We start from the raw sequence: 12160 nt of genomic DNA, 5'->3' as shown, positions 1-12160 counted from the left end.
CTCACGCGGTGGGGGGTGGGGCCGAAATCGGTGTTGTGCGGAGGTCGATCACGCTTCGAGCTTGTAGCCCAACCCGCGGACGGTGACCAGGTGTTCCGGCTTGGCCGGATCGGATTCGATCTTCGAACGCAACCGCTTCACGTGTACGTCAAGGGTTTTGGTGTCACCGACGTAGTCGGCTCCCCAGACGCGGTCGATCAGCTGTCCGCGGGTCAGCACCCGGCCGGAGTTGCGGAGCAGGTACTCGAGGAGGTCGAACTCCTTGAGCGGCAACGTCACCGGGTTACCGGCCACCTGCACGACGTGACGCTCGACGTCCATCCGCACCGGTCCGGCCTCGAGCACACCGTTGTCGGAGGCGAGGTCTGCCTCGTTCTCCACCCCGCGGCGCAGCACCGCACGGATGCGGGCGATCAGCTCGCGCGCCGAATACGGTTTGGTCACATAGTCGTCCGCACCGAGTTCCAGGCCGACGACCTTGTCGATCTCACTGTCGCGCGCCGTCACCATGATGACGGGAACGCCTGAGCGCGATCGCAGCGCCTTGCAGACGTCCGTACCACTCATGCCGGGCAGCATGAGGTCGAGCAAGACGATGTCCGCGCCGGAGCGGTCGAATTCCGCCAACGCCGACGGTCCGTCGTTGACGATGGTGGTCTCGAAGCCTTCCTTGCGGAGCAGGAACGCCAGCGGGTCCGCCAAGGACTCCTCGTCCTCCACGATCAGCACACTCGTCATCGTTTGGCCTCCATGCCGTTTTCTCTACTGCCTTGTTCTCGTCTGCCGATCCGCGTGGAACCGGCGGTTCCCGCGTCGTCAGAGTCGATGTCGTCGTCCGACTCCACGTGTGCCGGTATCTGCAACGTGAAGGTAGACCCTGTTCCCGGTTTGCTCCACAGTTCGATGGAGCCGTTGTGATTGGCCGCGACGTGTTTGACGATCGCCAGCCCCAGACCGGTTCCACCGGTCTGCCGTGACCGCGCCTTGTCCACGCGGAAGAATCTCTCGAACACTCGCTCCTGATCCGATTTCGCGATGCCCTCACCTCGGTCGGTGACCGCGATCGCGACATTGTCGCCGCGCACCGACCGACTGACGGACACCGGAGAACCTTTGGGCGAGTATGCAATAGCGTTCTCGATGAGGTTGGACAGTGCAGTTACGAGGAGGGTCTGATCCCCGAGCACCTCCAGCCCGCTCGGATGGTCGGTGGTGACGGTGATCCCGGCGGCCTCGGCCGACAGATTCGACCGCGACAGCGCCTCGGACACCACCGTGTCGACGTCGACCACGTCGAGATCGGGCAGCTTCTCGGCACCTTGCAAGCGCGAGAGTGCGATCAATTCGGTGACCATCTTGCCCAGACGAATCGACTCACCGAGCACCCGTTCACCGAAATGGCGCACGGACTCCGGATCGTCAGCGGATTCGAGCAGTGCCTCCGCGAGCAAACTCATCGCGCCGACCGGAGTCTTCAGTTCGTGGCTGACGTTCGCGACGAAATCGCGTCGGGTCGCCTCCATGCGGACCTGCTCGGAATCGTCGTCGGCGAACAGGACCACGAAGTTGCGGTCGTCCTTGCTGAGCAGCCGAGCGGTGCCACGAACGGCAATCTTGTCGCGGCCGCGCTGCGCGGTCTGCGCTGTCAGATCCACCTCGACGGTGTGACCTGTCCGCAGGACTTCCTGCGCTGCCCGCCACGCTCGCTCGTCGACCAGACGATTCTTGACCAGGCCGAGTTCTTCGGCGCGAGGGTTGAAGAGCACGACGTCGTGGAAACCGTCGACGACGGCGATACCGCTTTCCGAAGCCAACACGATGAGGTCGAGAACCTGGGACATCGTGAGCCCGGTCTGTTCGTCCGAGCGCTGACTCTGGCGCGACGACAGCCTTGGCACCAGCACCCCGCCGACGAGGTAGCCGACCAAGCCGGCGACCACGACCAGCAGCACTGCAATCACGACACTCACGGCGCAATCGTACGTTCGCGCGAAGTGTCGGTTACGGCGGGTTCGGACGTTCCCGCCCGCGTAATCCGCCAGGTGGACGGCGTTGGTTCGTCGTTCATCTGTTGTTGGCCGAGGCCCCCCGAAAACACTGTTCGGGGGGCCTCGACGCACATCATCGGGTTGCTACTTTCCGCCCTGATTCGCCACCGCGGCGGCGCCGGCAGCGGCGGCCTCCGGATCCAGGTAGGTGCCGCCAGGATTGAGCGGCAACAGGTTCTCGTCGAGGTCGTACCGCAGCGGGATTCCGGTCGGGATGTTCAGGCCCGCGATGTCCTCGTCCGAGATGCCGTCGAGGTGCTTGACCAATGCACGCAGCGAGTTGCCGTGCGCGGTGACCAGCACGTTCCGGCCGGCGAGCAGCTCCTGCGAGATGGTGTCCTCCCAGTACGGGATCAGGCGCTTGACAACGTCGAGCAGACACTCGGTCAAGGGAACCTCGTCGAGGTTCGCGTACCGAGGATCGGTGTCCTGGCTGTACTCGCTGCCGGCTTCGATGGCGGGCGGCGGGGTGTCGTAGCTACGACGCCAGAGCATGAACTGCTCGTTTCCGTACTCTTCCTTGGTCTGAGCCTTGTTCTTGCCCTGCAGAGCGCCGTAGTGGCGCTCGTTGAGGCGCCAGTCGCGAACTACCGGGATCCAGTGGCGATCGGCCGCATCGAGCGCGAGATTAGCGGTGCTGATCGCGCGGCGCAGAAGCGAGGTGTAGAGAACGTCGGGCAACAGGTTGTGCTCGGCGAGCAGTTCGCCGGCGCGCTTGCCTTCGGCCATGCCCTTGTCTGTCAGGTGTACGTCCACCCAGCCGGTGAACAGATTGAGTGCATTCCATTCGCTCTCGCCGTGGCGGAGCAGGACCAGGGTTCCGATACTCATGGCGTTCATCCTGGCACGAGTACCGGAACCCTTCTTGGTCAACCCTGTCTGGAAATCAGCTCGGGGCTACTTCCGCAGTTCGCAGATCCTTGCGGAGGATCTTTCCGGCCGCGGATTTCGGCACGGTGCTGATGAACGAAACCTGGCGGACCTTCTTGTGCGGCGAGACGCGCTCGGCGACAAACGAGATCACGTCGGCTTCGGTCAACTCGGCGCCGTCCTGGAGAACGACGAATGCCTTCGGAACCTCTTCGCCCTCGGCGTCGAGCACACCGATCACGGCGGCGTCGGCGATCTGCGGATGCGTCAGCAGCAAAGCCTCGAGTTCGGCCGGGGGAACCTGGTAGCCCTTGTACTTGATCAGTTCCTTGAGGCGATCGACGATCTTGACGACGCCGTCTCCGTCGACGGTCGCGATGTCACCGGTGTGCAGGTAACCGTCGTCGTCGAGGGTGTCCTTGGTGGCCTGGTCGTTGCCGAGGTAGCCCACCATGATGTTCGGGCCCTTGCACCACAGTTCACCGGGCTCGCTGACCCCGTCCGTGCCGAGTGCCGGGTACGCGACCTCTTCGCCCGTTCCCGGGTCGACGAGCTTGCATTCCATGTTGGCGATGGTGGGACCGCAGGTGTCGAGGGCGATGTCGTCGCGGTCGAACGGGATCGCGTGCGAGACGGGGCTCATCTCGGACATGCCGTAGCCCTGGCGGACGTGGCAGTTCAACCGGTCTGCGACGGCCTTGCCGAGCGCCGCGTCGAGCGGGGCCGCACCGGAGAAGATGGTGTGCACGCTCGAGAGGTCGTACTGGTCGACCAGCGGGTGCTTGGCCAGCGCGACGGCAACGGGCGGTGCGACGAAGATGTACGTCGACTTCTGCTCGGCGACGATCCGCAGGAACTCGACGAGATCGAACTTCGGCATCGTGATGAGGCTCGCGCGGCGGTAGAGCGCGGCGTTGAGCAGGACCGTCATGCCGTAGATGTGGAAGAACGGCAGGACCGCGAGGATCTTGTCGTCGGTCTCGATGCCCATCCGCGGAATGATCTGGCAGACGTTGGCCACGAGGTTCCGATGGGTGAGCATGACGCCCTTGGGCCGGCCGGTGGTGCCCGACGAGTACGGCAGAACCGCGAGCTGGGTGGCCGGGTCGAAGGAGACATCGGGCGCCGCTGCACCCTCGCCGAGCAGATCTCGCAACGACAGGTGGCCTTCGGCTCCGTCGAGCACGAACACGTTCTCAGCGGGGATGCCGACCTGATCGGCGGCTGCCTTGGCCTGCGGCAGCAAAGGCGAGACCGTGAAGAGGAATTTGGCCTTGGAATCGGTGAGCTGCTTGGCGATGTCCTCGGCGGTGTAGAGAGCGTTGATCGTGGTCGCGACACCACCGGCACGAAGGATGCCGTGGAAGACGGAACCGAAGGCCGGGACGTTGGGCGAATGCAACCCGACCACGTCTCCGACGGCGAGTCCACGCGCAGCGAGAGCGCCTGCAACGCCGTTGATCTGTGCGATCAGCGAAGCGTATGTGGTGACCGCGCCAGAACTGCCTTCGACGAATGCCGTCTTGTCGAGGTCTGCGGGGTCGGTGTTTCCGAACAGGAAGTCGTAGACGCTGAGGTTGGGGATTTCAACGTCGGGGAACGGACTCTTGAAGCTCACTGTGCTCCTCGAAAAGTTGCGCGGCAGGGTGGTGTGACCAACTTACTGTGACTCACGGGAACAGTATTATTCCGTGACGACAGTCACAAGTAAAGGCCACTTTACGTGACACATCAGCGATGTGTCTCACCCCGCTCGGTCAGCTTTGCGCGGGCTCCTCCTCGATGAGGTGCTTGAACGGTTCGAGATTCGCCAGCGACTCACCTCGCGACACCCGCCACGCCCACTCACGCTTGATCGACGAAGAGAAACCGAGTTCGAGGATGACGTTGAAATCGCCGTCGGCGGCTTCGAGAACCTGACCGAGCACTCGATCGAGTTCATCGCCGGTCACGGCATGCTCGGCGATCTTGCCGACCAGGTAGATGTCCCCGACCTTGTCGAGTGTGTACGCCACCCCGTACAGACGGCGGTTGCGCTTGAGCAAGAACTTGTAGACGCCTTCGAAGTTCTCGTCCACCTTGCGGCACACGAAGGCCTCGACCCGCACGCCGTGATTGCCGACGGTGAGCAGAGTCGACGTCTTGAGTTTGTGCTCGCCGGGAAGTTCGACGATGAAATGCGCGTCGTCTTTTCTGGTGAACTCGAGTTCGCGCTCGGTGAGGGCCTGCTCGATAGTGTCCGAAATGCTGCTCATGTACGCACTCCCCCGGTCCGGCGCAGACGCCACAGACCCCGCGCACGGCGGGGCGAGAAGTCGCTGGGACCGGTTCCGTTGTTGTAGTTGACTGCGGCTTTGCGATAGCTCTCGAGCAAACCGTCCGCGGTGTGTTCCCACGAGAAATTCTCGGCGTGACGCGGTGCCTGCGCGGCGAGTTCGGCCACGCGCTTCGGCGTTGTCACCAAAGATTCGAGGGCACCGGCCCAGTCTTCGGTGCGGTGTCCTTGAACCAGCAGGCCCGTCTCACCGTTGCGTACGGCTACTCCCAGTCCGCCGACGTCGGCGGCGATCACCGGAGTTCCGCAGGCTTGAGCTTCGATGGCCACCAACCCGAAGGACTCCGAATAGCTCGGCACCGCAACCAGATCCGAGGCACGGTAGACATCGGCGAGACGCTCCGGCGCCTGCGGCGGCAAGAACGTCACCTGCGCTGTGATGCCGAGTGAGCGTGCCAGTTCGATCAGCACGTCCGGCCGCGCGAGACCGGTTCCCGACGGCCCGCCGACGACGAGGATGCGCAACGGCAACTCGGGGCGACGGCTGATCACTTCGGCGGCAGCACGCAGCAGAACGTCCGGTGCTTTCAGAGGTTGGATCCGGCCGACGAAAGTCACGACGACCTCGCCCGGGTCCAACCCCAACGACGCGCGGGCGGAATCGCGATCGCCCGGTCGATAACGGGTGAGATCGGCGCCGGGAGCCACGACGTCGATACGCGTGGGGTCTGCGCCGTACAACTCGTGCAGCGCTTTGGCTTCGTCGGTGGTGTTGGCGACCAGCCGATCGGATTCGGCGACAACTTGCTGCTCGCCGATCTGCCGTGCTGCAGGCTCCGGGGTATCCCCCTCGGCCAGCGAAAGATTCTTCACTGCCGCGAGTGTGTGCGCGGTGTGGACGAGGGGCACGCCCCAACGATCGCGGGCCAGCCAGCCGACCTGCCCGGACAACCAGTAGTGCGAGTGAATCAGGCTGTAGTACCCGGGTTCGCGTCGCGCTTCCTCCCGAAGAACTCCCGCGACGAAGGCACACAGTTGAGTCGGCAGATCTGCCTTGTCCAGTCCTTCGAAGGGACCGGCCGCGATGTTGCGCACCCGTACTCCGGGAGCGGCGTCCACGACGGGCGCGTCCGAAGACGATGTCGCGCGGGTGAATATCTCCACCTCGACGCCACGTTTGGCGAGCTGAATGGCGGATTGCAGAACGTAGACATTCATCCCACCCGCGTCACCGGTGCCGGGTTGCGCCAATGGCGAGGTGTGGACCGAGAGAACGGCCACCCGGCGAGGGCGCGAAATGTGCATGGACGTCACCACTCCATACTGCCCCCTCACCGGGCGCGAACTCTAACCGAGGCTCGAGATGAAGGTTCGCACTTCAGACACGAATCGTGTCGGATCCTCCACGAACGGGCCGTGATTGCAGCCTTCCCAGTACGACGCCTGCGACTTGGGAATCAGTTCCTCGGCGTGCTTACCTGCACTCACGTCGACGACGGAGTCCTCGGTTCCGTGCAGAACGAGGACCGGGATGTCGAGGTTGCGGAGCAGGTCGTCGTGACCGACTGCACGGTTGAACAGTGCTGCGCGCACCCGCGGACGCGTCGAGAGGCTGTACCCGAACAATGCCTGCGACGCTGCGCCCTTGCCCTCGGGTGGGCCGGTGAGAGCGTTGCCGAAAGCGCCGAGTGCCCGGATTGCCTCGCGGGGATCTTCGGACATAGCGCCGGGAACCGCACTCCGCATTGCCGAGCCGACCTTGCCGCCCTTCTCACCGCGCCCGATGCTGGTGATCGCACCGACGAGAACCGCACCCGCCACCGCGCCGGTTCCGTGTGCTGCCAGGTAATCGCAGATCACCAGACCGCCGTACGACCAGCCGAGCAGGATCGCGTTCTCGGTGACACCTTCGGCAGCGAGAACCGCCGCGACGTCGCCGGCCCAGTTCGCGGAGTCGTCGTATCCGGACTCGGGCGCATCGGAGTAGCCGTGGCCGCGCAGATCGACGGCGATCAAGCGGTAGTCCGCTGCCAGGTCCGCGAGGACCTGCTCGCCCCAGCACTGTGACGACTGAGCCCAGCCGTGCAGCAGCACCAGCGGGGTCCCAGCCGGATTTCCGGTTACACGATAGATGATGGACGTGCCGTCGACGCTGACGGCTTCACGAATAGACATGCCGTCACGATAGAGGCTGCGACTGCGGCGCCGACGGCGAGCATGTAAGCGGAGGAGACGTCGTAGCGGTCGATCAGCTGCCCGGCCAGCGCAGAGCCGAGCGCCACGCCGACGCCGAGTCCGGTGACCGTCAGGGTCATCCCCTCCGTGAGTTTTTCCGGTGGGACGATCTGCTCGACCAGGGCTGTCGCGATGATGAGCGTCGGTGCGACGGTCGCGCCGGCCAGGACGTACGCGCCAGCAAGTGCGGCCACGTTTCCGACCAGGAGAAGCGGGACACTGAGAAGGGCGACCGCTGCGGACGCGATCATCAATTGCCCACGCAGCGATCGCGCCGGGTGCATCGATCCGAAGATCAGTCCCGCGATTCCCGAACCGCCGGCGAACAGCGCGAGGACCAGCGTCGCGGAGCCAGGTGAATTCTGTTCCTTGGTAAACGCGATGGCGCCGACGTCGATGACACCGAAGATCGTTCCGAGCATCACCATGATCACGATGACGATCCACATCACGTGGTTACCGAGTACCGACCGTCCGCGGCCGGGTCGACGCGGATGCACCTTCGGCTCTGTTCCGCGCTGGATCACCAGCAGCAAGGTCCCCGTGACCAGCAGAATCAACCCTGCAAGTGGTCCGGCCTCGGGGAAGAGTCCGATGCTCAGACCCACCGAGATGACCGGGCCCGCCACGAAGCAGAGCTCGTCCACCACCGATTCGAAGGCGAAGGCAGTGCGCAGCTGCGGTTTTCCGACGTAGATCGCGACCCACCTGGCGCGAATCATCGCCCCGATCGTCGGGGTGGCGCCGCCGGGAATTACCAGGACGAAAAGCAGCCAGTCGGGGGCTTCCATCCGGACTGCGAGCAAGAGTGCCCCGATCGCGGTGACGCTGACAGCCGCGGCAATCGGCAGGACCGCCCTCTGTCCGAAGCGGTCGACCGCGCGCGAGACCGCTGGCGCGATGATCGCCGACGAGAGCGCAAAAACCGCGGCGAGCGCCCCGGCGAGCGCGTAGTCACCACGAAGTTGCGAGATCATCGTCACGATTCCGATGCCGATCATCGCTATCGGCAGCCTTGCGACAAATCCGGCGGCCGAGAAGGCAACCGATCCCGGGGCCGAGAATATCTCGCGGTAGGCGCTCAGCAGGCCTTTGTTGGTGGATTCGCTCATGTCAGCTTCTCGTGCACTGAACAAGGTTCACAGAGCCGAGGCCGACTCGACAAATCGTTTTCACTGTGCGCTCGGGTTGACCTGTCGGTAACTTGCCTTACGATTGCGCGAATGAGTGTCCTGGTGTGTTTCCACGCCCATCCCGATGACGAAGTTTTCACTACGGGCGGCGTGATGAGAATGGCCGCCGACGCAGGTCACCGCGTCGTAGTCGTCACCGCTACCGACGGTGCTCTCGGTGAATTCCCCGACGGACTGTTGGACGAATACGAGACGTTGGCTCAGCGCCGCAGCCGTGAACTCGAGGCGTCCACCGACGCGTTGGGTGCCAATCGCGTCGTGTCCCTGCACTACCCGGATTCGGGGATGGTGGGTACGCCCGAGAACGAGAATCCGGAAGCGTTCTGCAACGTCGACGTCGAGAAGGCCGCCGAGCGTCTGGCCGAGGTTCTTCGTGAAGAGAACGCCGATGTCCTGACCATCTACGACCCCAACGGCGGATACGGCCACCCGGATCACATCCAGGTCCACCATGTCGGCGTTCGTGCTGCAGAACTCGCGGGCACGCCGTTCGTTTACGAGGCGTCCACCAACCGCGATCACATGAAGATGCTGATGCAGGCCAACCCCGAGTGGACCGAGGAGGCGCAGCCGCCGGACATCGAATCGTTCGGGCTTCCGGCTGACCAACTCACCACCGCAGTCGACGTGAGTTCGGTGATCTCGTCCAAGCGCGCGGCCATGTACGCGCACGCAACGCAGGTCGGCGATTTCGGCCCGTTCCTCGAAATGCCGACGGAGCAGCTCGCCGCGGCATTCGGCACCGAGTGGTTCCGTCGCCGAAACGCGCCGGAGGGACTGTCGGAAACCGCCCTGCCCCTCTGAGTCACCGCTCTCGATAAACCGAAGTCCCGACGGAGGTTTCGGCGGCTCGTTACCATCGGTAGGCATGGACCTCGAACAACTTGTCGCGAGCATGCCTTTTGCAGTTCACACCGGAATTCAGTTGGACAGCGCGGCACCCGAACAGGTTGTCGGCCATCTGGATTGGGACAGCCACCGCACCACCGCCGGCAACGGAATGCACGGCGGCGCCTTGATGACGCTGGCAGACAGCGTCGGCGCCGTCTGTGCATTCCTCAATCTTCCGCCCGGCGCAAGTACGTCCACCACCAGTTCGTCGACCGTGTTCACCCGCGGGGTTCGTAAAGGCACGGTCACCGCAACTGCCCGTCCATTGCACGCGGGACGCAGCACCGTCGCGGTCGTGACCGAGATTCGTGACGACGAGGGCCGTCTCGTCGCTCAGGTCACCGCATCACAGGCAGTGCTGGGACCGTGAAGCTTCCCTCGTACCGCGCCTCCGGTGCCACCCTTCCTTTCGGCAATCTGCTTGCCTCCCATGACGTTGCGATGGAGGGTTACTTCTGGCGTTTCACGATGCCGGAGAGCGGGCGGGTGGTGATTGCGCTCGCCGGAATCAACAAGTCCGATGGTGGCAACTGGTCGACGCTCGGTCTCGCGGCGCATCCGGGCGGATTCCTCCGGACCGCCGAGCACCCGAGCGGATCGGCCGATTCCCGCATCCTGGGGGCATACGCCGACAACGCTTTCCGCGGCAATGCTGATCGACTACAGGTCGATTTCGGCGACAGCCATCTCGATGTGCGGATCAGTAATCAGCGATTCTGGCCGCACCGCCGCTTCGGGGGATCGAGTTACTTCCAATCAGTTCCCGCACTCAATCAGTACTGGCATCCGTGGCTGCTCGGCGGCCGGGTCGAGGGAAGCGCCGTCATCGACGGACAGAGCTGGGATCTCTGCGGAGCACAGGTGTACGGCGAGAAGAACTGGGGAAAGGGAGGATTCCCGGATTCCTGGTGGTGGGGACAGGCCCAGGGATTCACCGATCCGCGGGCCTGCGTGGCGTTTGCCGGCGGCCAGGTCAGCGCCGGGCCTCTGCGCACCGAAGTCACCGCCGTGGTGGTCGCCTTGCCAGACGGCACAGTGTTGCGTCTGGGCAATCCGCTGACGTCACAGGTGGAGACGACCGTGTCCGACGATCGTTGGACGCTTCGAGGTTACAGCCGAAAGTGGAGCGTCGACATCGACGGGACCGCGCCCATCGCCGACGCGCACATACTTCCGGTTCCCATTCCTGCCGAGCGTCGAAACGTACCCGGAGCGCTCGAGCATCTCGGTGGAACCATGTCGGTTATCGTCCGGCGACGCGGCACCATAGTCTGGAAGGACAGATCACGATTGGCCGCCCTAGAGCACGGCGGATTGGATCGGGCGCAGGCCGAACTCACTCGGCGGGAACAGCTCTCGCGAGATCGATGAGAGCGGATGCCGCCGGGTTCTTGCCGCCCGACGAACGCCAGACCAATTCCAACCGGGATCGAGCTTCCGGTTCGAGATCGATCCGATGCAACTCCCCAACTGTCGACTCGGGAAGCACAGCGATTCCCAACCCCTGTGCGGCCAACGAAACGATGATGCCGAGGTTGCTTGCCTCGAGCGCAACCGTCGCCTTCGTGCCAGCCGCGGCGCACGCGAAGTCCAGACACGTCCTGATACCGGTTCCCTCCGGAAGGCAGATGACCGATCGCGTGGCGAGTTCGGCAAACGGCAGAGACGACAACGCGGCCAGCGGATGATCCGCCGCCACTGCGGCCACCAGTCGTTCGTCGGTGATCACCCTCGATTCGAGGCCTTCCGGCAGCTCGCCCGCAACTCCGATGACGGCTATGTCGAAGGTTCCGTCCACCACTCCGGCAAGCAGGCTGCGCGAATCGTCCTCGGCCAGCGAAATGTCCAAACCTGGGTGTCTGGTGTGTAGACGACTGAGCAGATCGGTCAGATCGGCGGAAGCGCAGGCGGTGACCATCCCGACCGAAACCGAGCCCCGAACCAGTCCGTTCAAGGCGTCGACAACGTCGCGACTGCTCTGCACGGAAGCAAGTGCAGCGCGGGCGTGTGGGAGGACGGCTCGCCCGGCATCGGTCAGACGAACGGTTCGACCACTACGATCGAGCAACTCCTGCCCCAGCTCACGTTCCAGTCTTTTGACCTGCGCACTCACACCCGGCTGCGCTACGTGAAGCCGCTCGGCGGCGCGAGTGAAATTGGCTTCCTCCGCTACCGTGACGAAGTATTCCAGCTGCCGGAGTTCCATAACTGTTGATTCTAGCTTTGAGACAAACTAGATCTTGGACTTATCGAAACTGTGCTTGCACGATGGAAGCATGACAACAACACATGAAGTTCAGAAGGCCGCAACCCCCGAAGACATTGCCCGACTCTTCGTCCAGTTCGCGAACGCCGGAAACGCAGACGCTGTCGCCGGACTGTACGAGGAAAACGCTGTGATGGCGTTCCCACCCGGATCCCTCACGATCGGCCGTCAGGCTATCCGCGAAGTGATTTCTCAGATGCTCGCAGCGGCACCGACATTCACCGTCGAGGAAGCCCTACCAACGGTGATCAGCGACGACCTCGCCATGACCTCGACCAAACCTTCCGACGGAACCGGCGGACGCACACAGGTGGCGCGCCGCCAGCCCGACGGTTCGTGGTTGCGGGTGCTCGATCGACCGGAACTCTGACTGCCCTCTTCG

General features: G+C 63.9%; 13 protein-coding genes. 4 read left to right on the top strand and 9 right to left on the bottom strand.

Translation table 11 applies throughout. The annotated features are described in order from the left end of the window. Positions 1-48 precede the first annotated feature (48 nt). The 8 genes from ACFWAD_RS26480 to ACFWAD_RS26445 form a co-directional block, all read right to left on the bottom strand. The gene (locus tag ACFWAD_RS26480; RefSeq protein WP_003942020.1) at positions 49-738 is read right to left on the bottom strand and encodes a response regulator transcription factor; all 690 of its coding nucleotides are present in this window, start codon (positions 736-738) and stop codon (positions 49-51) included. Then, on the bottom strand, positions 735-1970 hold the full coding sequence (locus ACFWAD_RS26475; RefSeq protein ID WP_378549206.1) for a sensor histidine kinase: 1236 nt from the start codon (positions 1968-1970) through the stop codon (positions 735-737). Before ACFWAD_RS26475 ends, ACFWAD_RS26480 begins: the two co-directional genes overlap by 4 nt. A 162-nt stretch (positions 1971-2132) precedes the next feature. After that, positions 2133-2888, bottom strand: a complete 756-nt coding sequence (locus ACFWAD_RS26470; RefSeq protein WP_378549204.1) for a phosphoglyceromutase — start codon at positions 2886-2888, stop codon at positions 2133-2135. 46 nt (positions 2889-2934) lie between these two features. Beyond that, the gene (locus tag ACFWAD_RS26465; RefSeq protein ID WP_378549202.1) at positions 2935-4536 is read right to left on the bottom strand and encodes an AMP-binding protein; all 1602 of its coding nucleotides are present in this window, start codon (positions 4534-4536) and stop codon (positions 2935-2937) included. Positions 4537-4675: 139 nt separating this feature from the next. Next, complete coding sequence (locus ACFWAD_RS26460; protein ID WP_003941943.1) at positions 4676-5173, bottom strand: YbjN domain-containing protein; 498 nt, start codon at positions 5171-5173, stop codon at positions 4676-4678. After that, positions 5170-6498 (bottom strand): D-inositol-3-phosphate glycosyltransferase, encoded by a 1329-nt coding sequence (gene mshA, locus ACFWAD_RS26455; RefSeq protein ID WP_378549214.1) that lies wholly within the window; start codon positions 6496-6498, stop codon positions 5170-5172. The genes ACFWAD_RS26460 and mshA overlap by 4 nt, the downstream gene beginning before the upstream one ends. A 42-nt stretch (positions 6499-6540) precedes the next feature. Next, entirely contained in the window at positions 6541-7368 is an 828-nt protein-coding gene (locus ACFWAD_RS26450) for an alpha/beta fold hydrolase (RefSeq protein WP_378549200.1), read from the bottom strand. Continuing rightward, positions 7314-8540 (bottom strand): MFS transporter, encoded by a 1227-nt coding sequence (locus tag ACFWAD_RS26445; protein WP_378549197.1) that lies wholly within the window; start codon positions 8538-8540, stop codon positions 7314-7316. The genes ACFWAD_RS26450 and ACFWAD_RS26445 overlap by 55 nt, the downstream gene beginning before the upstream one ends. A 111-nt stretch (positions 8541-8651) precedes the next feature. Between ACFWAD_RS26445 and ACFWAD_RS26440 the strand changes: the two genes are divergently transcribed. From ACFWAD_RS26440 to ACFWAD_RS26430, 3 genes are all read left to right on the top strand, one after another. Beyond that, positions 8652-9425, top strand: a complete 774-nt coding sequence (locus ACFWAD_RS26440; protein ID WP_019744397.1) for a PIG-L family deacetylase — start codon at positions 8652-8654, stop codon at positions 9423-9425. 64 nt (positions 9426-9489) lie between these two features. Further along, the gene (locus ACFWAD_RS26435; RefSeq protein ID WP_003942017.1) at positions 9490-9882 is read left to right on the top strand and encodes a PaaI family thioesterase; all 393 of its coding nucleotides are present in this window, start codon (positions 9490-9492) and stop codon (positions 9880-9882) included. Next, positions 9879-10883: a tocopherol cyclase family protein gene (locus tag ACFWAD_RS26430; RefSeq protein ID WP_378549194.1), complete on the top strand. Its 1005-nt coding sequence runs from the start codon at positions 9879-9881 to the stop codon at positions 10881-10883. Before ACFWAD_RS26435 ends, ACFWAD_RS26430 begins: the two co-directional genes overlap by 4 nt. On the opposite strand, the gene ACFWAD_RS26425 is transcribed toward ACFWAD_RS26430, so the two are convergent. Continuing rightward, positions 10849-11718, bottom strand: a complete 870-nt coding sequence (locus ACFWAD_RS26425) for a LysR family transcriptional regulator (protein ID WP_378549191.1) — start codon at positions 11716-11718, stop codon at positions 10849-10851. The genes ACFWAD_RS26430 and ACFWAD_RS26425 overlap by 35 nt on opposite strands. 70 nt (positions 11719-11788) lie before the next feature. Between ACFWAD_RS26425 and ACFWAD_RS26420 the strand changes: the two genes are divergently transcribed. Beyond that, positions 11789-12148, top strand: a complete 360-nt coding sequence (locus ACFWAD_RS26420) for a YybH family protein (RefSeq protein ID WP_378549188.1) — start codon at positions 11789-11791, stop codon at positions 12146-12148. Positions 12149-12160 lie beyond the last annotated feature (12 nt).

It is taken from the genome of Rhodococcus sp. NPDC059969 (genome assembly GCF_042738325.1).
Taxonomy (GTDB): domain Bacteria; phylum Actinomycetota; class Actinomycetes; order Mycobacteriales; family Mycobacteriaceae; genus Rhodococcus_F.
Note: the sequence above shows the minus strand (reverse complement) of the source record. Positions and strands in the feature narration are given on the sequence as shown.